The 22,171-nt window shown below is 73.1% G+C and carries 23 protein-coding genes; 15 read left to right on the top strand and 8 right to left on the bottom strand.

Annotated features, from left to right (window positions below; all coding sequences use genetic code 11):
* The first annotated feature begins 22 nt into the window (after window positions 1–22).
* A complete protein-coding gene (locus MUK52_RS07475; protein WP_114054568.1) occupies window positions 23–673 on the top strand; it encodes a thymidine kinase in 651 nt (216 codons plus the stop codon).
* 28 nt (window positions 674–701) lie between these two features.
* Here MUK52_RS07475 and MUK52_RS07470 read toward each other — a convergent pair whose 3' ends face one another.
* Window positions 702–1,511: a VOC family protein gene (locus MUK52_RS07470; RefSeq protein WP_114054569.1), complete on the bottom strand. Its 810-nt coding sequence runs from the start codon at window positions 1,509–1,511 to the stop codon at window positions 702–704.
* A gap of 174 nt (window positions 1,512–1,685) precedes the next feature.
* Here MUK52_RS07470 and MUK52_RS07465 point away from each other — a divergent pair, with 174 nt between their 5' ends.
* Window positions 1,686–2,531, top strand: a complete 846-nt coding sequence (locus MUK52_RS07465; RefSeq protein WP_284575218.1) for a sulfurtransferase — start codon at window positions 1,686–1,688, stop codon at window positions 2,529–2,531.
* 51 nt (window positions 2,532–2,582) lie between these two features.
* On the opposite strand, the gene sepH is transcribed toward MUK52_RS07465, so the two are convergent.
* The 3 genes from sepH to MUK52_RS07450 all read right to left on the bottom strand — a co-directional run bounded on the left by sepH (window position 2,583) and on the right by MUK52_RS07450 (window position 6,702).
* Window positions 2,583–3,629 (bottom strand): septation protein SepH, encoded by a 1,047-nt coding sequence (sepH, locus tag MUK52_RS07460; protein ID WP_114054571.1) that lies wholly within the window; start codon window positions 3,627–3,629, stop codon window positions 2,583–2,585.
* Window positions 3,630–4,175: 546 nt separating this feature from the next.
* Window positions 4,176–5,498: a D-arabinono-1,4-lactone oxidase gene (locus MUK52_RS07455; RefSeq protein WP_284575216.1), complete on the bottom strand. Its 1,323-nt coding sequence runs from the start codon at window positions 5,496–5,498 to the stop codon at window positions 4,176–4,178.
* Complete coding sequence (locus MUK52_RS07450; protein ID WP_114054573.1) at window positions 5,455–6,702, bottom strand: MFS transporter; 1,248 nt, start codon at window positions 6,700–6,702, stop codon at window positions 5,455–5,457. The genes MUK52_RS07455 and MUK52_RS07450 overlap by 44 nt, the downstream gene beginning before the upstream one ends.
* A gap of 169 nt (window positions 6,703–6,871) precedes the next feature.
* Between MUK52_RS07450 and MUK52_RS07445 the strand changes: the two genes are divergently transcribed.
* Together MUK52_RS07445 and MUK52_RS07440 are read left to right on the top strand one after the other, a co-directional pair.
* Window positions 6,872–8,044, top strand: coding sequence for a ferrochelatase (locus MUK52_RS07445; protein ID WP_114054574.1), 1,173 nt, complete (start codon window positions 6,872–6,874; stop codon window positions 8,042–8,044).
* A gap of 41 nt (window positions 8,045–8,085) precedes the next feature.
* Window positions 8,086–8,916, top strand: a complete 831-nt coding sequence (locus tag MUK52_RS07440; RefSeq protein ID WP_246042373.1) for an inositol monophosphatase family protein — start codon at window positions 8,086–8,088, stop codon at window positions 8,914–8,916.
* A 72-nt stretch (window positions 8,917–8,988) separates the two neighbouring features.
* On the opposite strand, the gene MUK52_RS07435 is transcribed toward MUK52_RS07440, so the two are convergent.
* Window positions 8,989–9,156: a hypothetical protein gene (locus tag MUK52_RS07435; RefSeq protein WP_174250360.1), complete on the bottom strand. Its 168-nt coding sequence runs from the start codon at window positions 9,154–9,156 to the stop codon at window positions 8,989–8,991.
* Between the two features lie 243 nt (window positions 9,157–9,399).
* On the opposite strand from MUK52_RS07435, the gene MUK52_RS07430 reads away from it, so the two are divergent.
* The 4 genes from MUK52_RS07430 (at window position 9,400) to MUK52_RS07415 (ending at window position 12,958) form a co-directional block, all read left to right on the top strand.
* On the top strand, window positions 9,400–10,053 hold the full coding sequence (locus MUK52_RS07430) for a response regulator transcription factor (protein ID WP_114054575.1): 654 nt from the start codon (window positions 9,400–9,402) through the stop codon (window positions 10,051–10,053).
* Window positions 10,054–10,058: 5 nt separating this feature from the next.
* Window positions 10,059–11,309, top strand: a complete 1,251-nt coding sequence (locus MUK52_RS07425) for a sensor histidine kinase (RefSeq protein WP_114054576.1) — start codon at window positions 10,059–10,061, stop codon at window positions 11,307–11,309.
* Window positions 11,310–11,701: 392 nt separating this feature from the next.
* Window positions 11,702–11,998, top strand: coding sequence for a DUF4193 domain-containing protein (locus MUK52_RS07420; protein WP_114054577.1), 297 nt, complete (start codon window positions 11,702–11,704; stop codon window positions 11,996–11,998).
* A gap of 12 nt (window positions 11,999–12,010) precedes the next feature.
* On the top strand, window positions 12,011–12,958 hold the full coding sequence (locus MUK52_RS07415; RefSeq protein WP_284575212.1) for a hypothetical protein: 948 nt from the start codon (window positions 12,011–12,013) through the stop codon (window positions 12,956–12,958).
* 69 nt (window positions 12,959–13,027) lie between these two features.
* Here MUK52_RS07415 and MUK52_RS07410 read toward each other — a convergent pair whose 3' ends face one another.
* Complete coding sequence (locus MUK52_RS07410) at window positions 13,028–13,489, bottom strand: DUF3093 domain-containing protein (protein WP_114054579.1); 462 nt, start codon at window positions 13,487–13,489, stop codon at window positions 13,028–13,030.
* 58 nt (window positions 13,490–13,547) lie between these two features.
* On the opposite strand from MUK52_RS07410, the gene MUK52_RS07405 reads away from it, so the two are divergent.
* The 5 genes from MUK52_RS07405 (at window position 13,548) to MUK52_RS07385 (ending at window position 16,877) form a co-directional block, all read left to right on the top strand.
* Window positions 13,548–14,132 carry a PaaI family thioesterase gene (locus MUK52_RS07405; protein WP_114054580.1) on the top strand — a complete coding sequence of 195 codons (585 nt, stop codon included), beginning with the start codon at window positions 13,548–13,550 and terminating at the stop codon, window positions 14,130–14,132.
* Window positions 14,132–14,671, top strand: coding sequence for a dUTP diphosphatase (dut, locus tag MUK52_RS07400; RefSeq protein WP_114054581.1), 540 nt, complete (start codon window positions 14,132–14,134; stop codon window positions 14,669–14,671). The genes MUK52_RS07405 and dut overlap by 1 nt, the downstream gene beginning before the upstream one ends.
* A gap of 1 nt (window position 14,672) precedes the next feature.
* Window positions 14,673–15,452, top strand: a complete 780-nt coding sequence (locus MUK52_RS07395; RefSeq protein ID WP_114054582.1) for a DUF3710 domain-containing protein — start codon at window positions 14,673–14,675, stop codon at window positions 15,450–15,452.
* 192 nt (window positions 15,453–15,644) lie between these two features.
* Complete coding sequence (locus MUK52_RS07390; protein WP_114054583.1) at window positions 15,645–16,064, top strand: OB-fold nucleic acid binding domain-containing protein; 420 nt, start codon at window positions 15,645–15,647, stop codon at window positions 16,062–16,064.
* A 3-nt stretch (window positions 16,065–16,067) separates the two neighbouring features.
* Window positions 16,068–16,877 (top strand): DUF3159 domain-containing protein, encoded by an 810-nt coding sequence (locus MUK52_RS07385; RefSeq protein WP_284575209.1) that lies wholly within the window; start codon window positions 16,068–16,070, stop codon window positions 16,875–16,877.
* Window positions 16,878–16,977: 100 nt separating this feature from the next.
* On the opposite strand, the gene MUK52_RS07380 is transcribed toward MUK52_RS07385, so the two are convergent.
* Together MUK52_RS07380 and MUK52_RS07375 are read right to left on the bottom strand one after the other, a co-directional pair.
* Window positions 16,978–17,643: a potassium channel family protein gene (locus MUK52_RS07380; RefSeq protein WP_114054585.1), complete on the bottom strand. Its 666-nt coding sequence runs from the start codon at window positions 17,641–17,643 to the stop codon at window positions 16,978–16,980.
* The gene (locus MUK52_RS07375) at window positions 17,640–18,308 is read right to left on the bottom strand and encodes a potassium channel family protein (protein WP_114054586.1); all 669 of its coding nucleotides are present in this window, start codon (window positions 18,306–18,308) and stop codon (window positions 17,640–17,642) included. The genes MUK52_RS07380 and MUK52_RS07375 overlap by 4 nt, the downstream gene beginning before the upstream one ends.
* Window positions 18,309–18,507: 199 nt before the next feature.
* Here MUK52_RS07375 and MUK52_RS07370 point away from each other — a divergent pair, with 199 nt between their 5' ends.
* Both MUK52_RS07370 and MUK52_RS07365 read left to right on the top strand, forming a co-directional pair.
* The gene (locus MUK52_RS07370) at window positions 18,508–20,559 is read left to right on the top strand and encodes an APC family permease (protein ID WP_114054587.1); all 2,052 of its coding nucleotides are present in this window, start codon (window positions 18,508–18,510) and stop codon (window positions 20,557–20,559) included.
* Window positions 20,560–20,696: 137 nt separating this feature from the next.
* Window positions 20,697–22,019 carry a class I SAM-dependent RNA methyltransferase gene (locus MUK52_RS07365; RefSeq protein ID WP_284575207.1) on the top strand — a complete coding sequence of 441 codons (1,323 nt, stop codon included), beginning with the start codon at window positions 20,697–20,699 and terminating at the stop codon, window positions 22,017–22,019.
* Window positions 22,020–22,171 lie beyond the last annotated feature (152 nt).

Genomic DNA, 22,171 nt, shown 5'->3' with positions numbered 1-22,171 from the left:
CCCGAAAGGTCCCGTTCCCTCCATGCCCGAATTGGTGTTTTTCTCCGGAACCATGGACTGCGGAAAGAGCACGCTGGCGCTCCAGATCACCCACAACCGCTCGGCCCGCGGCCTCCAGGGCGTCATCTTCACCCGCCAGGACAGGGCAGGCGAGGGCAAGCTCTCCTCGCGCCTGGGACTGGTCACGGACGCGGTCGAGGTCGGGGACGCGATGGACCTGTACGCCTACCTCGTCGGCGAGCTCTCCCGGGGCGGCAGGGCGGACTACGTCATCGTCGACGAGGCCCAGTTCCTCGCACCGGAGCAGATCGACCAGCTGGCCCGGATCGTCGACGACCTCGACATGGACGTCTTCGCCTTCGGCATCACCACCGACTTCCGCACCAAGCTCTTCCCCGGCTCGCAGCGGCTCATTGAACTCGCCGACCGGATCGAGCAGCTCCAGGTCGAGGCCCTGTGCTGGTGCGGGGCCCGCGCCACGCACAACGCCCGCACGGTGGGCGGGCGGATGGTCGTCGAGGGCGCCCAGGTCGTGGTAGGAGACGTCAACCGGCCCGCGCAGGAGGTCGGTTACGAGGTGCTGTGCCGCCGCCACCACCGGCGCCGCATGACCTCGGCCTCCGCGCACGCCGCCGCACTCTCCCCGGACGTCCTGCCGGTGGGCCGCGCCTGACCGGTGCAGGGCGGCCCCGGGCGGCCGGTCAGCCGGTGGCGGGGCGGCGCTCGACCAGGGCCAGGAGGGCGCCCTCCGGGTCCGCGACCGTCGCGACCCGGCCCGTCAGGCCCTCGCGGGGCGGCCGGACCACGCTGCCGCCCAGGCGGCGCACCTGCGCGGCGGCGGCGTCGGCGTCGTCGACCGCGAAGTACGTCATCCAGTGCGGCCCCCGGTCGTGCGGCAGCGAGCGGCCCACCCCGTGCACCGCGGCGACCGGACGGCCCTCCAGCACCAGGGTCAGGTAGTCGAAGTCCGCGCCCTGTACGAGGCCTTCGGGGGCGGTGCCGTGCTCAGCCACGTGCCCGAAGACGTGCGCGTAGAACTTGCCCACGGTCGAGGTGTCCTGCGTGACCAGCTCCGCCCACACGGGCGTGCCGTGGGGTCCGGACAGCTGGGTTCCGGCGCTGCCGTCGGCCTGCCAGATCCCGAGGACCGCGCCCAGCGGGTCGGAGCAGATCGCGAGGCGCCCGGCGCCGCCCGCGTCGAGCGGCCCGACGGCGACGGTGCCGCCGCAGGAGCGGACGGCCTCCGCCGCCGCGTCGACGTCGTCGGTGGCGAAGTACGTCGTCCAGGCCACCGGGAGGTCCCGGTCCGGCGGCATCTCCCCGATGCCGGCGACCTCGCGGCCGTCGAGCAGGGCGCGGACGTACGGCCCGAAGGGAGCGGGGCCCGGCTCGTACTCCCAGCCGAACAGCTCGCCGTAGAACGCCTCGGCGGCGCCGAGGGTGTGGACCATCAGACTCGACCAGCAGGGTGTGCCGGGCGGGCGCCGCGTGTCCTGCACTGCGTCGGTCATGTAAGCCGTCTCCTCGGTCGTCGGACATCGGGACCAGATGGTTCCACCCCGCCCGCTCCGGCGCGCCCCGACCCGGCCGAGAATCGCTGGAGCGGGCGGAGATGACCGGATCAGTGCGCCGGTCGCAGGCGGCCCTGCCCCCGCGGACGCCCGAGAGGGAGGAAGATGGGCCGTATGACTGCGAACTCTGCGATCGTCTCCGCCTCCGCCCTCGCCGCGGAACTGGCCGGTCCGCGGCCGCCGGTGCTCCTCGACGTCCGCTGGCAGCTGGGCGGGCCGAACCAGCGCCCCGCCTACGACGCCGGGCACCTGCCGGGTGCCGTGTACGTGGACCTCGACCGCGAACTGGCAGGTCCGCCGGGGGCGGGCGGGCGCCATCCGCTGCCCGACCCGGAGGAGTTCGGGGCCGTGATGCGGCGTGCCGGGGTCTGTGCGGACGTGCCGGTCGTCGTCTACGACGGCGGGCAGGGGTGGGCGGCGGCCCGCGCCTGGTGGCTGCTGCGCTGGTCCGGGCACCGGCAGGTGAGCGTCCTGGACGGCGGGCTGGCCGCCTGGACGGCGGCCGGAGGCGCGGTGACATCCGAACCCGCGGCCCCGGTCCAAGGCGATTTCAAGCCAACTCCCGGCGCAATGGGGCTGCTCGATGCGGACGGGGCGGCCGCCCTGGCCCGCGAAGGGGTCCTGCTGGACGCACGGGCGGGCGAGCGGTACCGCGGCGAGGTCGAGCCGATCGACCCGGTCGGCGGCCACATCCCCGGCGCCCTGTCGGCGCCCACGGCGGACAACACCGGCCCGGACGGGCTGTTCCTGCCCGCCGCCGAACTGCGGGCGCGGTTCGCGGGACTGGGGGCGACGGGCGGGGCGCCCGTCGGCGTGTACTGCGGCTCGGGCGTCTCGGGCGCGCACGAGGTGCTCGCGCTGGAGGTGGCCGGGATCGGCGCCGCGCTGTACGCGGGCAGCTGGTCGGAGTGGTCCGCGGACCCGCAGCGGCCGGTGGCCACGGGGCCGGACCCGCAGTAGTGCGCGGCGCACCGGCCCGCCGGGCGCGGCGGGCCGGGCAGCACGCGGGGGCTACTCCTGCTTCTTGCGGCGGGTGCCGAAGACGATCTCGTCCCAGCTCGGCACCGCCGCGCGGCGGCCCGGGCGGACGCCGTCGGCCTCGGCCTGCCGGTCGGTGGTGCCGGTCAGGCGGTCGCGGTGGCCGGCCACCGTGCGCGGCATCAGCACGTCCGCGTACGCGGTGCCCGCGCCCGCGGACGCCGAGGCGGCCGGGGGCTCCTCCGCCTCCGCCTCCTCGGCGGGGGTGTCGGTGCGCTCGGGGACCACGAGGTCGCCGCGGAAGCTCGGCACCGCCTCCAGCAGGCTCGTCAGCGAATCCCGCTCCTCCTCCGGCTCCGGAGCGGGTGCGACGGGCCGCTCCGGCCGGTCCAGCGTGCGGTCGAGGGGCCGGTCCCGCGGCAGGCGCGCGATCCGCGGCACGAAGGGGAAGCTGGGCTCCGGGGCGGCCGGCAGGTCGTCGGCCTCGCCGATCAGCGAGCGGGCCTCGTCGTCCACGGCGACGACGAGGCGGCGCGGCGGGTCGTAGGTCCAGCTCGCCGAGTGCGTCTCGCCCGCCACCCGGTAGACGAGCAGGACCTCCCAGGTGCCGTCGTCGCGGCGCCAGGAGTCCCACTGCACCGTGTCCTTGTCGACGCCGCGCAGCAGCAGGCGCTCCTGCACGGCCTCGCCGAGCTGCGGTCCGGTGTTCTCGCCGGGCCGGCGCACGGGGGTCTTGCGGGCCCGCTCCGCCATGAACGCGCGCTCGGCCAGCACCGGTCCCTCGAAGCGGCGCACGCGGTCGACGGGGATGCCGGCGAGTTGGGCGACCTCCTCCGCGGAGGCACCGGCCCGTATGCGGGCCTGGATGTCGCGGGGGCGGAGGTGGCTCTCGACCTCGATTTCGATCTGGTTCAGGCGCGCGCGGTCGTTGCGCACGGCAGCCCGAAGCCGCTCGTCGATCGGAAGCGTGTACTCCGTGCTGTCCGCAGCCTTGAGCACCAGTCGTGTGCCGTCATTCGAGACGGCCACGACACGCAGTTCGGGCATGGGGACCTCCCGGGTGGTGCCTGCCGACGTCACGTGCGTCGCTGCTTCCGCTAGTCGAGTGTGGCCTGCCCGGGTGCAGCCTGCCACAACCTTGCTCCAGTTCAACCGGCGTGTCGGGCATGCGCCCTTGATCGCCGTTATGGCACGGTTACCTGTTGGGTACGCACAGTGACCGACTGGTTACTGTGCGCACAGGCGCCCGTGCGCTGTCGCGGCATCACCGGTCCGAGTGCCGCATGTCCATCAGCCGGCCCCTTCACCCGGGTCCGGACAGCCGAAAGGAAGGACGGCCCCAGGGCTCGCCACAGTACTCCATTCGGGCCACCGCGGTGGCCCGCCGCGCCGCCGAACTTGTCACCCGCGGCGCACTTCGGGCTGCCCCGGATCCGGCCGCACCGGCAACTGCACCCCATTTCGGGCGTCTTGCTCCACGGAATCCCCGGAAACGGAACACCCCCCTCACTCCGCGTGGCGGTCCTCCTGCCGCCCCGTCACCGCCGGTCCTCCGCGGGTGTGATGGAGATCGCGGACGGCCCGGCGGCCTGAACACCGCCCGTCCCGGGCGGCTCCGAGGGGGCGTCAGCCGCCGAGTACGCGGCGCAGGTAGTCGTTGCCGAAGAGCCGGTCGGGGTCCAGCCGGTCGCGCAGTGCGGTGAACTCCCCGAACCGGGGGTAGGCGGCGGCCAGGTACTCGGCCCCGCGGGTGTGCACCTTGCCCCAGTGCGGGCGGCCCCCGTACGCGGTGAAGATGCGCTCGGCGGCCGTGAAGTACGCCTGGTACGGGGTGCCCCGGTACATGTGCACGGCGATGTACGCGGTCTCCCGCCCCGAGGCCGTGGACAGCGCGATGTCGTCCGCCGGCGCCGTGCGGACCTCCACGGGGAAGCTGATCCGCAGCCGGGAGCGGTCGACCGCCGCCTTCAGCTCGCGCAGCGCGCCGACCGCGTGCTCGCGCGGGAGGGCGTACTCCATCTCCACGAAGCGCACCCGGCGCGGGCTGGTGAAGACCCGGTACGGGATGTCCGTGTACGTGCGGGCGGACAGGGCGCGGCTGGCGACGCGGGCGATGGCCGGGATGGCCGCGGGGACCGCGCGGCCCAGGGAGTTGGCCGCCTGGAAGACGCCGTTCGACAGCAGCTCGTCCTCGATCCAGGCGCTCACCGGTCCGGGCGGGGCCGCGGGGCCCTGGCTGCGGTTGTTGCGCTTGGTGTTGCAGTTGCCGGTGTGCGGGAACCAGTAGAACTCGAAGTGCTCGTTCTCCGCGACGTGCTCGTCGAACTCGGCGGTCACCCGGTCGAAGCGCATCGGCTCCTCGCGGGCGGTCAGGTGGAAGAGGGGCTCCACCGCGAAAGTGAGGGCCGTGGTGATCCCGAGCGCGCCGAGGCCGACCCGGGCGGCGGCGAAGACCTCGGGGTTCTCCTTCTCCGAGCAGGCCAGCAGCCGCCCGTCCGCCGTGACCATCTCCAGGCCGCGGAGCTGGGCGGCGAGGGAGGCGGAGTCGCGGCCGGTGCCGTGGGTGCCGGTGGAGACGGCCCCGGAGACCGTCTGCTCCATGATGTCGCCCATGTTGGCGAGCGAGAGGCCCTCGGCCGCCAGGGCCCGGTTGAGGTCCTTCAGGGCTGTTCCCGCCGCGACCGCCACCGTGCCCGCGGCCCGGTCGATGCCGAGGATCCCGGTGAGCGCCTGCGGGCGCACCATGACCCCGTCGGTGGCGGCGGCCGCGGTGAAGGAGTGGCCGGTGCCGACCGCCTTCACCCGCAGCCCGTCCTCGGCGGCCCGCCGCACCGCCTCCTGCACCTCGCCGACCGACGCCGGGGCCACCACCCGGGCCGGTGCGGCCGTGATGTTCCCGGCCCAGTTACGCCACGAGGCCCTGTACCTTGCCGCTGTCGCCGTCCCCATCGCCCGAGGGCTCCTCCCCTTGCGCCGGCCTCGCGAGCCGGCGGTATCCCGCGAACCCGACCGCCGCCGCGGCGGCCCCCGCCGAGATGGAGACGACGTACCCGCTCCTCGCCCCCGCCGCGTCGACGACCCAGCCGGCCACGGAGGAGCCGAGCGCGATCCCGACCGCGAGGCCGGTGCTGATCCAGGTCATGCCCTCGGTCAGCTTCGCGCGTGGTACGTGCGCCTCGATCAGGGCCATCGTGGTGATCATCGTGGGAGCGATGGCGAGGCCCGAGACGAAGAGCGCCACGGCCAGAATCGGAAGGTTCCCGGCCAGTAGGAGGGGGATCATACTCACGGCCATCGCACAGATGCCCAGGATCCAGCGGTGTTCGGCCTTGCCCTTGAAGCGGATCAGGCCGAAAGCGATGCCCGCGAGGCAGGACCCGAGCGCCCAAACCGCCAGAACCAGGCCGGATACGGACTTGGATCCGCGCTCCTCGGCGAAGGCGAGGGTCGCCACGTCGATCGAGCCGAAGATGGCGCCGGTCGCCACGAAGGTGCCGGCGAGCACCTGCAGGCCGGGGGAGCGCAGCGCGGACGACGGGTCGGCCTGGGTGTCGCGGGGGTGCGGCTCGGGCTCGGTGTCGCGCAGCGCGGTCAGCCACCAGACGCCCACCATCAGGCAGACGAGTGCCACCAGGGGCCCGGCCTCCGGGAACCAGCTGGCGGACAGCATGGTCGCGAGCGGCGGCCCGAAGATGAAGCACACCTCGTCGACGACGGACTCGAAGGAGTACGCGGTGTGCAGGTGCGGGGTGTCGCGGTGGATGACGGTCCAGCGGGCGCGGACCATCGAGCCCACGCTGGGGACGCAGCCGGCGACGACCGCGAAGAGGAAGAGCGTCCAGTCCGGCCACCCCTGCGAGGCGGCGACCAGCAGCCCCGAGACCGCGGCCCCGGCGATCAGGGTCGCCGGGCGCAGCACGCGCCGCTGGCCGTACTGGTCGACCAGGCGGGAGACCTGCGGGCCGACGACCGCGGCCGACAGGGCCAGGGTCGCCGTGAGGGCGCCGGCCAGCGTGTAGCGGCCGGTGAGCTCGGACACCATCGTGAGGATGCCGAGGCCGACCATGGACAGCGGCATGCGGCCGATGAATCCGGCGACGCTGAACGCCTTGGTGCCGGGCGCGTCGAAGATCGCGCGATAGGGACTGGGCAAGGTGCGCTCCGTGGGGGACGTCGCTGGCCCATACAGGTTATGGCCGCTCACGGGGCTCTGCACGGGTGTGTTCCAGACAGGAAGTAAGGCTCACCTTATCCGTGTTCGGCACGGGGGACGCGGCGGGCCCGATTCCCGGCGGGGGCCGCCGGGTGGCAGGATGCGACGCATGTCTGACCAGCTCCGCGCCGCAGCCGCCCCCACGCCGGCCCGAGGGCCTGCAGCGCCCTACGACGCCCTCCTGCTCCTCTCGTTCGGCGGCCCCGAGGGCCCCGACGACGTCGTCCCCTTCCTGGAGAACGTCACCCGCGGGCGCGGCATCCCGCGGGAGCGGCTCAAGGAGGTCGGCAGCCACTACTACGGATTCGGCGGGGTCAGCCCCATCAACGCGCAGAACCGCGAGCTGCTGGAGGCCCTGCGCAAGGACTTCGCCGAGCAGGGCGTGGACGTGCCGGTCTACTGGGGCAACCGGAACTGGGCCCCGTACCTCGACGACGTGATGCGGGAGATGGCCGCCGACGGGCGCCGCCGCATCGCGGTCCTCGCGACCAGCGCGTACGCCTCGTACTCGGGGTGCCGGCAGTACCGCGAGAACCTGGCGGACGCGCTGGCGCTGCTGGAGCGGGAGGGCGCGGCGGAGCTGCCGCGGGTCGACAAGCTGCGGCACTACTTCAACCACCCCGGCTTCCTGCAGCCGATGGCCGAGGGCGTGCTGGCGGCCCTGGAGCAGCTGCCGGAGGAGGTCCGGGCGGGGGCGCACCTCGCCTTCACCACCCACTCGATCCCGACCGCCGCCGCGGACACCTCGGGTCCGGTCCCGGGGCACACCGCGGACGGCGAGGGCGGTGCGTACGTCCGCCAGCACCTGGACGCGGCCGCCGTGATCGCGGACGCGGTGCGCGCCGAGACGGGGCTGGAGCTGCCCTGGCGGCTGGTCTACCAGTCCCGCAGCGGCGCCCCGCACATCCCCTGGCTGGAGCCGGACATCTGCGACCACCTGGAGGAGCTGCACGCCGCCGGGGCGCCGGCCGTGGTGATGGTGCCGATCGGCTTCGTCTCCGACCACATGGAGGTCCTGTACGACCTCGACACGGAGGCCGCGGCCAAGGCGGCGGAGCTGGGCCTGCCTGCGGTGCGCTCGGCGACCGTGGGCGCCGACCCGCGCTTCGCGGCGGCCGTCCGGGAGCTGCTGCTGGAGCGGGCTGCGGTGGAGCGCGGCGAGGCCGTCGAGCGGTGCGCGCTGGGCCGGCTCGGGCCGAGCCACGACGTGTGCCCGGTGGGCTGCTGCCCGGCGCGCGGCGCCCGGCCGGCCGCGGCCGGCGCCGACAGCCCGTACGCGTAGGGGCGGGCGGCGGCGCCATGGCATCGGAGGAGGAGCGGGACGTGCGGGAGACGCAGGACGGCTCGGCGGCGGTGCCCGCGGGTCTGGCCGGGGAACTGCTGGACGTGGCGCTGGAGGCCGCCCGGCGGGCCGGCGCGCTGCTGCGGGACGGCCGGCCGGACGACCTGGGGGTGGCGGCGGTCAAGAGCAGCCCCATCGACGTGGTGACGGAGATGGACATCGCGGCGGAGAAGCTGGTCACCGAGATCCTGGAGCGGCGCCGGCCGCAGGACGGCCTGCTCGGCGAGGAGGGCGCCGACCGCCCCGGCACGAGCGGGGTGCGCTGGATCGTGGACCCCCTGGACGGCACCGTGAACTACCTCTACGGCCTGCCGAGCTGGAGCGTCTCGATCGCGGCCGAGTACCGCGGCGAGACCCTGGTCGGCGTGGTGGAGGTGCCGATGCGGTCCGAGACGTTCCGGGCGGTGCGCGGGGGCGGCGCCCGGCTCGGCGGGCAGCGGCTGGCCTGCCGGGCGGCGGCCCCGCTGGACCAGGCCCTGGTGGCCACCGGCTTCGCCTACCTGCAGGAGCGCAAGGAGCAGCAGGCCGAGGTGGTCCGGCGGATCCTCCCGCGGGTGCGGGACGTCCGGCGCGGCGGCTCGGCCGCGATCGACCTGTGCGACGTGGCCGCGGGGCGGCTGGACGCGTACTACGAGCGCGGGCTCAACCCCTGGGACCTCGCCGCGGGCGAGCTCATCGCCCGCGAGGCCGGGGCGCTGACCGGCGGGCGGCCCGGCCGGCCGGCCTCCGGGGAGCTGGCGCTCGCCGCGACGCCCGCGGTGTTCGCCGCGCTCGCGCCGCTGCTGGAGGAGGCCGGGGCCTGGCACGACTGACCGCCGCCCCGGCCCGGATCCGGGCATGAAGGGACCCCGGCGGCACGGCGGCCGCCGGGGTCCGGTGGTGTCTCAGCAGGCGGAGACGGGAACTCCGTGCTCGGCGGCGAGGCGCTGGAGGTCCTCCAGCTCCGCCTGTTCCACGTCGGCGAGGAAGTCGTCGCCCGCTTCACGGGCGTGGCGGAGGTCGGACTGCGTGGTCCTGATGCGCTGCAGGAGACCCGCGGTGAATGCGTCCATGGTGGGTTCGCCCCCTCTTCGTGGTCGCGGCGGCACAGGGATGCCCGCCGTCAGGGAGTGGTCGGGGTGTGCTGACGTCATCCCCTGCACCCTGGGCGCAGAAACCTCGGGAGGCGAGGGAATCCCCACTTCCGCCCCGGATGACCTGCCGAGTGGCGCCTTACAGCCGGTTTACGGCCGAAAGGGGCAGGATGGGCGGCGCAATCACACGTGTGCCCTGGGGGCTCGGAGGAAGGAAACGACGTGCGCGTACTCGTCGTGGAGGACGAGCAGCTGCTCGCCGATGCGGTGGCCACCGGACTGCGCCGCGAGGCCATGGCCGTGGACGTCGTGTACGACGGCGCCGCGGCGCTGGAGCGCGTCGGTGTCAACGACTACGACGTCGTCGTCCTCGACCGGGACCTGCCGCTCGTCCACGGGGACGACGTCTGCCGCAGGATCGTCGAGCTCGGCATGCCCACGCGCGTGCTGATGCTGACGGCCTCGGGGGACGTCAGCGACCGCGTGGAGGGCCTGGAGCTGGGGGCGGACGACTACCTGCCCAAGCCGTTCGCGTTCAGCGAGCTGACCGCCCGCGTGCGGGCGCTGGGCCGGCGCACCACGGTCGCCCTGCCGCCCGTGCTGGAGCGCGCCGGGATCCGGCTCGACCCGAACCGGCGGGAGGTCTTCCGCGAGGGCCGCGAGGTGCAGCTGGCCCCGAAGGAGTTCGCGGTGCTGGAGGTGCTCATGCGCAGTGAGGGCACCGTGGTCTCCGCCGAGCAGCTGCTGGAGAAGGCATGGGACGAGAACACCGACCCCTTCACCAACGTGGTGCGGGTGACGGTCATGACCCTGCGGCGCAAGCTCGGGGAGCCCCCGGTCATCGTGACCGTCCCGGGCTCCGGCTACCGGATCTGACGCGGGTGGCAGCGACCCCGGCGCCACCGACCGCGCCGCCGAGACCGACCTGGGACCCCGGCCAGCCCGAGGGTCCCTTCCCTTGGCTGCGGCCCACGATCCGGATAAGGCTCACCCTGCTGTACGGCGGGATGTTCCTGATCGCCGGCATCCTGCTGCTGTCGATCATCTACCTGCTGGCCGCGCAGGCGCTGCGGGAGGGCAACGCCCTGCCGTTCAAGATCGTCAGCATCAGCGGGCAGAAGGTCGTCGTCTCCAGTCCGACCTGTCCCGGCGTGGGCCCGGAGCAGACGCTCGACCAGTTCCACGCCGCCATCCAGGCCTGCATGCTGGAACAGCGCCGGCACGCCCTGGACGACCTGCTCAGCCGGTCGCTGATGGCGCTGCTGGGCCTGAGCGTCATCGCCTTCGCGTTCGGCTACGCGATGGCCGGCCGCGTGCTCTCGCCGCTCGGGAAGATCACGCGGACGGCGCGCCGCGTCGTCGGCTCCGACCTGACCCGGCGCATCGAGCTGGACGGGCCGGACGACGAGCTCAAGGAGCTCGCCGACACCTTCGACGAGATGCTGGACCGCCTGGAGCGGGCCTTCACCGCCCAGCAGCGGTTCGTCGCCAACGCCTCGCACGAGCTGCGCACCCCCTTGGCGATCAACCGGACGCTGCTGGAGGTGCACCTGTCGGACCCCGGGGCTCCGGTCGAGCTCCAGCAGCTCGGCAAGACCCTGCTCGCGACGAACGAGCGCAGCGAGCAGCTGGTCGAGGGACTGCTGCTGCTGGCCCGCAGCGAGAACCAGATAGTCGAGCGCAAGCCGGTCGACCTGGCGGAGGTCGCGTCGCGCGCCATCGACCAGGCGCGGGCGGAGGCCGCGGCCAAGGGCGTGGAGATCCGGGGCGAGCGCGCCTCGGCCGTCGTCCAGGGCAACGGCGTGCTGCTGGAGCGGATCGCGCTGAACCTGGTGCAGAACGCCGTGCGCTACAACGTGCCGGAGGGCGGCTGGGTGGAGGTCACCACGGAGGCCGTGCCCGGCCACGCGGTGCTCGTCGTGTCGAACACCGGGCCGGTGGTCCCGGCGTACGAGGTGGACAACCTCTTCGAGCCCTTCAGGCGGCTGCGTACCGAGCGAACGGGCAGCGACAAGGGTGTCGGCCTCGGGCTGTCGATCGCGCGCTCCGTGGCGCGCGCACACGGCGGCCGGATCACGGCGGTCCCGAGGGACGGCGGCGGCCTCGTGATGCGTGTCACGCTGCCGCTGTGAGGACCGTATCTTTGTTCGCCACGGGCTGAATAGCTGCCGTGTGAACAAGTTGAACCCTGTGTGATCGATCACATTGTCGAGTGTGAGGCCATGTGCGTTCAGTGACCCGTGGATGCCGTGGAAGGGCCGGAAAGTCCGGGAAGTCCGGGTTTCCGGCCCCCCGGACGGCGGAAAATACACCGGGTGGTGCTTGTGCAAGACGGACCCAGGACCGTGTACGGTCCCGGTCGTCATCCCAGCCGGTCGCTCCTTCAGGCGCGCGGCTTGGGTGTCGATTGAGTAACAGACCTTGATGTGAGGCAAAATCTCCGCCTCAGGTCGGGCACAAGTCCGGCCTCTCGCGCGTTACGTGCGCTGAGACACCGCTAAATCCCAGAGGGGGAGAGCGAAACATGGCAACGGACTACGACACCCCACGCAAGACCGACGACGACGTCGACAACGACAGCATTGAAGAGCTGAAGGCCCGGCGGAACGAGAAGTCGTCCTCCAGCGTCGACATCGACGACTTCGACGCCGTCGAGGGCATGGAGCTGCCCGGCGCGGACCTCTCCAACGAGGAGCTGGCCGTCCGGGTCCTGCCCAAGCAGGCGGACGAGTTCACCTGCATGAGCTGCTTCCTGGTGCACCACCGCAGCCAGCTCGCGCGCGAGAAGAACGGTCAGCCGATCTGCCGCGACTGCGACTGAGAGGCGTCGGCCGTGACCGGCTCGACACCGTTTCGGAATCGCCTCTTCCGGAAGTCCGGTGAACGGGCGGAGACGCAGACGGGAGCCACGGGCCCGGTGACGGGCCCAGCAGCTCCCGGCGCACCCGCCGCCCTCCCGACCGCCGCCCCCGGACCTCCGGCGGAGCCAGGGGCCGGCGCAGGGGCCCCCGAGCGGGCCGCAGCCCGACGGCTGCAAGCCGTCAGGAACGGTGTGCGGAAGGGCGGCGCGAGAGCCAGGGCCGCCGCCCTGTACATCACCGACCGCCTCGTCGAGGTGGCCCCGCGCATCCCGGTGCGGGACCTGGCCGCGCTCCGCGCCCAGTTCCCCGGCCTCGGCCCCGAGGAGATCGCCGACAAGCTGATCGCCGGAGCCGCCAAGGGCACCTCCACCGTGGGAGCCGGCATCGGCGCCGCCGCCATGCTCCCCACCCCGCCCGCGATGCCCGCGGAGCTCGCCGCCGAGATCCTCGGCGTCGCGGCGATCGAGCTGAAGCTCATCGCCGAGCTGCACGAGGTGTACGGCCTGCGCCCGCCCGGAAGCGCCAAGGACCGCAGCACCGCCTACCTCACCGCCTGGACCGAGGAGCGCGGCGTCGACTGGAAGAAGCCGGCGACCGTCAATGCCGCCCTCGGCGGGCAGATGCGGCGCGAGCTGCGCCAGCAGATCACCAAGCGGATGCTCCGCAACCTGCCCAACCTGATCCCCTTCATGGTTGGGGCGGCCGTCGGCGCCCTCATGAACCGCCGCGACACCCGCAGGCTCGCCGAGAAGGTCCGAGACGACCTCCGCAGCCGCGCCGTGCCCTGGGAGGCCCTGCCCGCCCTCCCGCGCCTGGACAGGCCCGCAGAGCCCCTCCCCGGCGGCCTGGCCGACGTCCTCGGGGAACCCCGTCCCGACAGCGGGCCCGAAGGGGCCGGCGCACGGGATCCGCGGACCTGACGGACACCGCCGCACAACGCCGGCGGACGTGAAGCGGCCCGGGCCCCGCCCGGGACCCGGCGGCTCCGGTCAGGCCGCGGACCGCGCCGACCGGATCGCCGCCGCCAGGGCCTCGGGAGCGCGCGTGGAGACGTACACGTACGGGGTCGGGTCGGCCGGGTCCACCACCGGGATCCGCAGCGCCGTCGGCACGTAGCTGCGCATCAGCATGAACGCGCGCGAGTCCGCCTTGTACGTGCGCCAGGCGCGCGCCTCCTCCGCATCGAGGACCTCCGGCTCCCCGAGCGCCGCCACCGGGATCCGCGCATCGCCCGCCGCCAGCGCCCCTCCCACCACGCGCACGCGCGCGGAGCCGTAGCTGCTGACCAGGATCCCCGCCAGCGCCGCCCCGCCGACCAGCCCCGCGAGCAGCGGCAGCAGACCGAGCGGCAGCAGCATCAGCGCGCACGCCAGCCCGATCAGGGCGGCGATGCCCCACCAGGAGCGGGGTGCGGTCAGGCGTTCGTCATGGTGCGCGGGGGAGAGCTGCATGCCCCCAAGCCTGCCACGGGGCGACCGGCGGGTAGCGGCGCGGGTAAGGTCTGCGCCTGTGAGTGGACGAAACACAGCGCTGACGCCCCCGGAAGACGCCGCCGCGCCGGTCCGGCACCCCGACGCGCCGGCGCCCGGCGAGCTGCTCGGCGCGCACTACGAGCACTGCTTCGGGTGCGGCGGCGGACAGCCGCACGGCCTCCACCTCCAGGCGCGCGCGGGCGACGGTGTGAGCGTCACCGCCGAGTTCACCGTCCGGCCCGCCCACCAGGGCGCGCCCGGCCTCGCGCACGGCGGCGTGCTCGCCACCGCGCTCGACGAGACCCTCGGCTCCCTGAACTGGCTGCTCCGCGTCATCGCCGTGACCGGGCGGCTGGAGACCGACTTCGTGCGGCCCGTGCCCGTCGGCACCGTCCTGCATCTGGAGGCCGAGGTGACGGCCGTGGCCGGCCGCAAGATCTACTGCACGGCCGTCGGACGCACCGGCGGGCCCGACGGCCCCGTCGCCGTACGCGCGGACGCGCTCTTCATAGAGGTGAAGGTCGACCACTTCATCGACAACGGTCGGCCCGAGGAGATCCGGGCGGCGATGGCCGACCCGGACCAGGTCAGGCGCGCACGCGCCTTCGAGGTGAACCCCTGATGGCTCAGCACAACCCCAACCACCCCGTCGACGTGCTGATCAGGCGCGTCGACCCCGAGGTCCCGATCCCCGCGTACGGGCACCCCGGCGACGCCGGCTGCGACCTGGTGACCACGCAGGCCGCCGAGCTCGCGCCCGGCGAGCGCGCCGTCCTGCCCACGGGCGTCTCGATCGCCCTGCCCGACGGGTACGCGGCCTTCGTCCACCCCCGCTCCGGACTCGCCGCCCGCTGCGGCCTCGCGCTCGTGAATGCCCCGGGGACGGTCGATGCCGGGTACCGTGGGGAGATCAAGGTGATCGTGGTCAATCTCGACCCGCGCGAGAGCGTCCGGTTCGAGCGCTTCGACCGCATTGCCCAGCTGGTTGTCCAGCGGGTCGAGAAGGTGCGCTTCCACGAGGTGGCGGAACTTCCCGGCTCGGCCCGGGCCGAGGGGGGTTTCGGCTCCACCGGCGGTCATGCGGCCGTGGCCGGATCCGGCGCTGGTCAGCAGGGTGGGAATGGCTACGCTTCGGTCGTATCCGACCGGGAAGGACAGTGACGTGTTCGGACGTCGCAAGAAGAACGACTCCGCCCAGGACGGCGGCGCGGCCGAGCAGGTCGTGGACGGCGTGGCTGCCGACGAGCAGGAGGGCGGCGAGGAGCTGGAGACCGCCCCCCGCCGGGTGAACCTGCCGCCGGCCCCGCGGCCCGACGGGCCGTGGGACGTCACCGAGGTGCCCGGGTCGCCGGCCGAGGGCCGGGTCGACCTCGGCGGCATCCTCGTACCGGGTGTCGAGGGCATGGAACTGCGCGTCGAGGTAGCCGGCGACGCGATCGTCGCCGCGACGGTCGTCCTCGGCGACAGCGCCGTGCAGCTCCAGGCGTTCGCCGCACCCAAGAAGGAAGGCATCTGGGGCGAGGTCCGCGAGGAGATCGCCGCGGGCATCGTCCAGCAGGGCGGCCTCATCGACGAGGCCGAGGGCCCGCTCGGCTGGGAGCTGCGCGCCCAGGTGCCCGTACCCATGCCCGACGGGCAGACCGGCGCCCAGCTGGTCCGCTTCGTCGGCGTCGACGGCCCGCGCTGGTTCCTGCGCGGCGTCATCTCCGGCCAGGCGGCGGTGCGACCCGAGTCCGCCGGCCTGCTGGAGCAGATCTTCCGGGACACGGTCATCGTCCGCGGCGACGGCCCGATGGCCCCGCGCGACCCGATCGTGCTGAAGCTGCCGAACGACGCCCAGATGGTGCCGGACGGCGTCCAGACCGAGACGCAGGAGGGCTCCCGCTTCTCCGGCGGCATGGGCCAGCTGGAGCGCGGCCCGGAGATCACCGAGGTCCGCTGACACCGGCCGCGGCGGCGCGGGCACCCGCACGGACCGCGCACACCGCGGGCACTGCACGGAAGAGGCCCCGGGCCGCGCCTCGCGGGGCGCGGCCCGGGGCCTCGCGCGCTCCCGGCACCTGCCCGCCGGGCCGCCGCTGCGGCGGGCTGCGGGACTTCGAACGGGGCCCGGCACGCCGGTACGCTTCGAGGTATGAGTGCTGAACCGCGTCCCGAGAAGTCCGCCAAGCCGGTCAGGCCGGCGGGCCGGTTCCGCCGGATGATAGAGCGGCTCTCCACCTCCCAGGAGGACCTGCATTCGGCGGAGCTCCAGGAGGACGCAGAGGCCGCGGGGTGCACGCGGATCTGCGACTGCCACGACCGGGAGATAGTCAAGGTCACCGGAACCCTGCGCACCGTCACGCTCCGGCCGCGGGCCGGCGTTCCGGCGCTGGAGGCGGAGCTGTTCGACGGCTCCGCCGCGCTGGACGTGGTCTGGCTCGGCCGTCGCTCGATCGTGGGAATCGAGCCGGGCCGCCGCATGATCGCCTCCGGGCGGATCTCCATGAGCCACGGCCGCAGGGTCCTCTTCAACCCGAAGTACGAACTCCGACCGCTCGGACAGGAGCACTGACCGGTGACGCCACTCGACGAAACCCCGCCCGCGCAGGATCCGCAGTCCGCCGCAGGAGGTCCCGCCGCCCCCGCGGCGGCCGGCGGCCGCCGGCATGCCCGGACCGCCCGGAGCGAGCAGCACGAGGTGACCCAGGCCGCGCTCTTCGACGCCTTCGGGGGCGTGCGGGGCACGGTGGAGACGATGCTCCCCGGCCTGCTCTTCGTGATGATCTACACCGTCAACCGGGACGTCCGGCTGTCCGCGATCGCCGCGGGCGCGGTGGCCGTGGTGCTGGTGGTCGTCCGGCTGCTGCGCAGGGACACCGTCAAGCACGCCTTCAGCGGCGTCTTCGGCGTCGGCGTCGGCATCGCGTTCGCGCTGTTCACCGGCAGCGCCAAGGGCTTCTACCTGCCCGGCATGATCTACGGCGCGGGGCTCGGCCTGGCCTTCACCCTCTCGGCGCTCGTGGGGTTCCCGCTGCTGGGCGTGGTCCTCGGCCCCGTCTTCCGGGAGAACATGTCCTGGCGGACCCGCAACCCCGGTCGCAAGAAGGCCTACACCAAGGCCAGCCTGGCCTGGGGCATCATCTTCCTCGCCAAGTACGCGATCCTCTTCCCGCTGTACTGGTGGGGCGACGCCACCCAGCTCGGCTGGGTGCTGATCGCGCTGAAGCTGCCGCCGATGCTGCTGGCCGTCTACTTCACGTGGGTGTTCCTCGCCAAGGCGCCGCCGCCGATCGACGTCATCGCCGAGTACGAGGCGGAGGAGGCCGAGCGGAAGGCCGCCAAGGCGAAGGCCGGGACGGCGCGGCCCGGCGAGCCGCAGGACTGAGGGCCGCCGCCTCCCGCCGGGTCGGGGGAGCGTACGTACGGGAACGGAGGAGGGCGGGGCGGCCGGTCACCGGCCGCCCCGCCCCTTCCGCGCACCGGGCTCAGGCGCGCGGGGCCTGCAGCAGGTCCTCCAACTGCTGCTCGCGCGCCTGCGCGGCCACGAACAGCAGCTCGTCGCCCGCCTCCAGCGTCTCCTCGGCGTGCGGGGTGAGCACCCGGTTGCCGCGGATGATCGTCACGAGCGAGGTGTCCTCGGGCCAGGTGATCTCGCCGAACTGGCGGCCGGCCACCGCCGACTCGGGGGGCAGCGTCAGCTCGACCAGGTTGGCGTCGCCGTGGCTGAAGCGCAGCAGCCGCACCAGGTCGCCGACGCTGACGGCCTCCTCGACCAGCGCGGACATCAGGCGCGGCGTGGACACGGCGACGTCGACGCCCCAGGCCTCGTTGAAGAGCCACTCGTTCTTCGGGTTGTTCACGCGCGCCACCACGCGCGGGACCCCGTACTCGGTCTTGGCCAGCAGCGAGACGACCAGGTTCACCTTGTCGTCGCCCGTCGCGGCGATGACGACGTTGCAGCGCTGCAGCGCCGCCTCGTCCAGCGAGGTGATCTCGCAGGCGTCGGCGAGCAGCCACTCGGCCTGCGGGACCCGCTCCACCGAGATCGCGGTCGGCGCCTTGTCGACCAGGAGCACCTCGTGCCCGTTCTCCAGCAGCTCGCCCGCGATGGAACGGCCCACCGCGCCGGCTCCGGCAATCGCGACCCTCATGCGTGTGCCTCCTCGGGGCCCTCGGCGAACGCCGCCTCCACCTTGTCGATCTCGTCCGTGCGCATCATCACGTGGACGAGGTCGCCTTCCTGGAGGACGGTCTGCGAGGTCGGCAGCACGGCCTCGCCGAGACGCGTGAGGAACGCCACGCGCACGCCCGTCTCGTCCTGGAGCCGGCTGACCTTCTGCCCGATCCAGACGGGCGAGGTGTGCACCTCGGCGAGCTGGACCGCGCCGCTCGGGTCGCGCCACAGCGGCTCGGCGCCCGACGGCAGCAGCCGGCGCAGCATCTGGTCGGCCGTCCACCGCACGGTCGCCACGGTCGGGATGCCGAGGCGCTGGTAGACCTCGGCGCGCTTGGGGTCGTAGATGCGGGCCGCGACGTTCTCCACGCCGAACATCTCGCGGGCCACGCGGGCGGCGATGATGTTGGAATTGTCACCACTGCTGACCGCTGCGAACGCCCCGGCGTCCTCGATCCCGGCCTCGCGCAGCGTGTCCTGGTCGAAGCCGACGCCGGTGACGCGGCGGCCGCCGAATCCGGCTCCCAGCCGGCGGAATGCGGTGGGGTCCTGGTCGATGACCGCGACCGTATGCCCCTGCTGTTCCAAGGTCTGCGCGAGGGCGGAGCCCACCCTTCCGCAGCCCATAATGACGATGTGCACGGCCGTCCTTCCGGCTGTTCAGCGCTCGCTGGTTCCCAGCCTCATATGCATCTCTGGCTTAACAGGGTCTCAGACCACCGCCCAAGCTACACACGGGCGGTCGCCCTTGCGGCCTGTTGGAGGGCACTCGGGGCGCATTGCCGTGCAATGCGGGGCGGGGGGTTCGTCAGGCCGATTTCGAACGCTTACGATCCTGTCCGTGTCCAAACTGACCGACGTGCCCAAACGGATCCTGATCGGCCGGGCGCTGCGCAGCGACCGCCTCGGGGAGACGCTGCTCCCGAAGAGGATCGCCCTACCCGTCTTCGCCTCCGACCCGCTCTCCTCCGTGGCGTACGCGCCCGGAGAGGTGCTGCTGGTCCTGTCCATCGCGGGTGTGTCGGCCTACCAGTACAGCCCGTGGATCGCCGCCGCGGTCGTCGTGCTCATGTTCACGGTGGTCGCCTCGTACCGGCAGAACGTGCACGCGTACCCCAGCGGCGGCGGGGACTACGAGGTCGCCAACACCAACCTGGGCCCGAAGGCCGGACTCACCGTCGCGAGCGCCCTGCTCGTCGACTATGTGCTCACCGTGGCCGTCTCGATCTCGTCCGGAGTCGAAAACCTCGGCTCCGCATGGCATTTCGTGATCGAACACAAAGTGTTCAGCGCGATGATCATGATTCTGCTGCTGACGGTGATGAACCTGCGCGGCGTCAAGGAGTCGGGCAAGCTCTTCGCGATTCCCACGTACGTTTTCGTCGCGGGCGTCTTCCTCATGATCGCCTGGGGCGCATGGCGGGGAATCGTCCTCGACGAGTCGATGTACGCCCCCACCGCCGACCTGGAGATCCGGCCCGAGCACCAGGGGATCGCCGGGTTCGCCCTCGTCTTCCTGCTGCTGCGCGCCTTCTCCTCCGGCTGCGCCGCCCTCACCGGCGTCGAGGCGATCAGCAACGGCGTGCCCGCCTTCCGCAAGCCGAAGAGCCGGAACGCCGCCAGCACGCTGCTGCTCATGGGCGCCCTGGCCGTCACCATGTTCTGCGGGATCATCGGCCTCGCCCTGGCCACCGACGTGCGGATGGCCGAGCAGCCCGCCCAGGACCTGCTCCGCGACGGCGTCCCCGTCGGCGACAGCTACGTCCAGGACCCGGTCATCTCCCAGGTAGCCGAGGCCGTCTTCGGCCACGGCAGCATCCTCTTCATGATCCTCGCCGCGGGAACGGCCCTCGTGCTCTTCCTCGCCGCGAACACCGCCTACAACGGCTTCCCGCTGCTCGGCTCGATCCTCGCGCAGGACCGCTACCTGCCGCGCCAGCTCCACACCCGCGGCGACCGCCTCGCCTTCTCCAACGGCATCGTGCTCCTCGCCGGCGCCGCCATGCTGCTGGTGTGGCTGTACGACGCCGACTCCACCAAGCTGATCCAGCTCTACATCGTCGGCGTGTTCGTCTCCTTCACCCTCAGCCAGATCGGCATGGTCCGGCACTGGAACCGGCACCTGGCCGCCGAGCGCGACCCCGCCGCCCGCCGCCGGATGATCCGCTCCCGCGCCATCAACGCCTTCGGCGCCACCTTCACCGGGCTCGTGCTCGTCGTCGTCCTCGCGACGAAGTTCACCCACGGCGCCTGGGTCGCCCTGCTCGGCATGGTGATCTTCTACGGGACGATGACCGCCATCCGGAAGCACTACGACCGGGTGTCCCGGGAGATCGCCGCCGCCGAGGGGCCCAGCGACGACAGCGTGCGCCCGTCCCGGGTCCACTCCATCGTCCTCGTCTCCAAGGTCCACAAGCCGACGCTGCGCGCCCTCGCCTTCGCCAAGCTGACCCGCTCCGACACCCTCGAAGCACTCAGCATCAACGTCGACCCGGCCGAGACCAAGGCCCTGCGGGAGGAGTGGGAGCGGCGCGGGATCAACGTCCCGCTGAAGATCCTGGACTCCCCGTACCGCGAGATCACCCGCCCCGTCATCGAGTACGTCAAGGGCCTGCGCACCGAGAACCCGCGCGACGCGGTCAGCGTGTACATCCCCGAGTACGTCGTGGGCCGCTGGTACGAGCACGTGCTGCACAACCAGAGCGCGCTGCGGCTGAAGGGGCGGCTGCTGTTCACGCCGGGCGTGATGGTGACGTCCGTCCCCTACCAGCTGGAGTCGTCCGAGCTGGCGAAGCGGCGGGCGCGGAAGCGGGCCGACTGGAACGCCCCGGGCGCGGTGCGCCGCGGCCTCGTGGACACGCCGCGGAAGGCGGGCGACCGCACGGGGAAGTAGCCGGGCCGCGGAAGGCGGTGGCGTACGGCCGGACGGGATCCACGTAGACTGGTGGGTCGGCCGTCCGGCCGTACGCGCGACCGGTCACCCCGCACCGGCGAACCGCCCCCTTCCACGACCTTGGAGCACCCCCGGCCATGACCGAGCAGAACGAGAAGCAGTCACTGGTCGGGGAGGAGTACGAGGTCGAGGTCGGCCCCGTCGCGCACGGCGGCCACTGCATCGCCCGGACCGCCGACGGCCGCGTCCTCTTCGTCCGCCACACCCTGCCCGGCGAGAAGGTCGTCGCCAAGGTCACCGAGGGCGACACCGACTCCCGCTTCCTGCGCGCCGACGCGGTCACCGTCCTGACGGCATCCAAGGACCGCGTCGAGGCGCCGTGCCCGTACGCAGGCCCCGGCCGGTGCGGCGGCTGCGACTGGCAGCACGCGAAGCCGGGTGCGCAGCGCCGCCTCAAGGGCGAGGTCGTCGCCGAGCAGCTGCGCCGGCTGGCCGGGCTCACGCCCGAGGAGGCCGGCTGGGACGGCACCGTCGCCCCCGCCGAGGGCGACAAGGTCCCCGCAGGCCAGGTCCCGCAGTGGCGCACCCGCGTCCAGTACGCCATCGACGCCGAGGGCCGCGCCGGCCTGCGCAAGCACCGCTCGCACGACATCGAGCCCGTCGACCACTGCATGATCGCGGCGCCGGGCGTCTCCGAGCTCGGCATCGAGAAGCGCGAATGGCCCCAGATGGCGACGGTCGAGGCGATCGCCGCGACCGGCTCGCACGACCGCCAGGTCGTCCTCACCCCGCGCCCCGGCGGACGGCTGCCCCTGGTCGAGCTCGACAAGCCGGTCTCCGTCCTCCGCGTGGAGGAGAAGGACGGCGCGACGCACCGCGTCCACGGCCGCCCCTTCGTCCGCGAGCGCGCCGACGGCCGCACCTACCGCGTCGGCATGGGCGGCTTCTGGCAGGTCCACCCGCAGGCCGCCGACACCCTGATCCGCGCCGTCATGCAGGGCCTGATGCCGCGCAAGGGCGAGATGGCCCTCGACCTGTACTGCGGCGTCGGCATCTTCGCCGGAGCCCTGGCCGAGCGCCTGGGCGAGACGGGCGCGGTCCTCGGCATCGAGTCGGGCAAGCGCGCGGTGGAGGACGCCCGGCACAACCTGGCGGACTTCCCCCGCGTCCGCATCGAACAGGGCAAGGTCGAAACGGTCCTCCCGCGCACCGGCATCACGGAGTGCGACCTGGTCGTCCTGGACCCGCCGCGCGCCGGGGCGGGCAGGCAGACGGTCCGCCACGTGGCCTCCCTGTCGGCCCGCCGCATCGCGTACGTGGCCTGCGACCCGGCGGCCCTGGCCCGCGACCTGTCGTACTTCGCGGAAGCCGGCTACAAGCCCCGCACACTCCGCGTCTTCGACCTCTTCCCGATGACGTCGCACGTGGAGTGTGTTGCCGTTCTCGAGCCGGTCCGATAGGGCTTGTGGCCTGCGCTTTCTTGGGAAGGGCCGTCGGTTCGACCTGTTTGGGTGGTTGCAGCAGGTGGACGTGGAGAACAGTGGCTGAGCTGCGGTTTCCGGAGCTTCGGTGGCGGTCCGTCCGCGGCCGCGACGACTTCGTGACGCACGAA

It is taken from the genome of Streptomyces sp. 2P-4, from assembly GCF_030167965.1.
Classification (GTDB): Bacteria; Actinomycetota; Actinomycetes; order Streptomycetales; family Streptomycetaceae; genus Streptomyces; species Streptomyces globosus_A.
Note: the sequence above shows the minus strand (reverse complement) of the source record. Positions and strands in the feature narration are given on the sequence as shown.

What these genes read in the sequence shown, in the direction of transcription:
- MUK52_RS07475 (WP_114054568.1), top strand. Translation starts at nt 23, where the DNA reads ATGCCCGAATTGGTGTTTTTCTCCGGAACCATGGACTGCGGAAAGAGC.
- MUK52_RS07470 (WP_114054569.1), bottom strand. Translation starts at nt 1,511, where the DNA reads ATGACCGACGCAGTGCAGGACACGCGGCGCCCGCCCGGCACACCCTGC.
- MUK52_RS07435 (WP_174250360.1), bottom strand. Translation starts at nt 9,156, where the DNA reads ATGGACGCATTCACCGCGGGTCTCCTGCAGCGCATCAGGACCACGCAG.
- MUK52_RS07455 (WP_284575216.1), bottom strand. Translation starts at nt 5,498, where the DNA reads ATGGGGACGGCGACAGCGGCAAGGTACAGGGCCTCGTGGCGTAACTGG.
- MUK52_RS07465 (WP_284575218.1), top strand. Translation starts at nt 1,686, where the DNA reads ATGACTGCGAACTCTGCGATCGTCTCCGCCTCCGCCCTCGCCGCGGAA.
- dut (WP_114054581.1), top strand. Translation starts at nt 14,132, where the DNA reads ATGGCTCAGCACAACCCCAACCACCCCGTCGACGTGCTGATCAGGCGC.
- MUK52_RS07420 (WP_114054577.1), top strand. Translation starts at nt 11,702, where the DNA reads ATGGCAACGGACTACGACACCCCACGCAAGACCGACGACGACGTCGAC.
- MUK52_RS07390 (WP_114054583.1), top strand. Translation starts at nt 15,645, where the DNA reads ATGAGTGCTGAACCGCGTCCCGAGAAGTCCGCCAAGCCGGTCAGGCCG.
- MUK52_RS07445 (WP_114054574.1), top strand. Translation starts at nt 6,872, where the DNA reads ATGTCTGACCAGCTCCGCGCCGCAGCCGCCCCCACGCCGGCCCGAGGG.
- MUK52_RS07410 (WP_114054579.1), bottom strand. Translation starts at nt 13,489, where the DNA reads ATGCAGCTCTCCCCCGCGCACCATGACGAACGCCTGACCGCACCCCGC.
- MUK52_RS07365 (WP_284575207.1), top strand. Translation starts at nt 20,697, where the DNA reads ATGACCGAGCAGAACGAGAAGCAGTCACTGGTCGGGGAGGAGTACGAG.
- MUK52_RS07380 (WP_114054585.1), bottom strand. Translation starts at nt 17,643, where the DNA reads ATGAGGGTCGCGATTGCCGGAGCCGGCGCGGTGGGCCGTTCCATCGCG.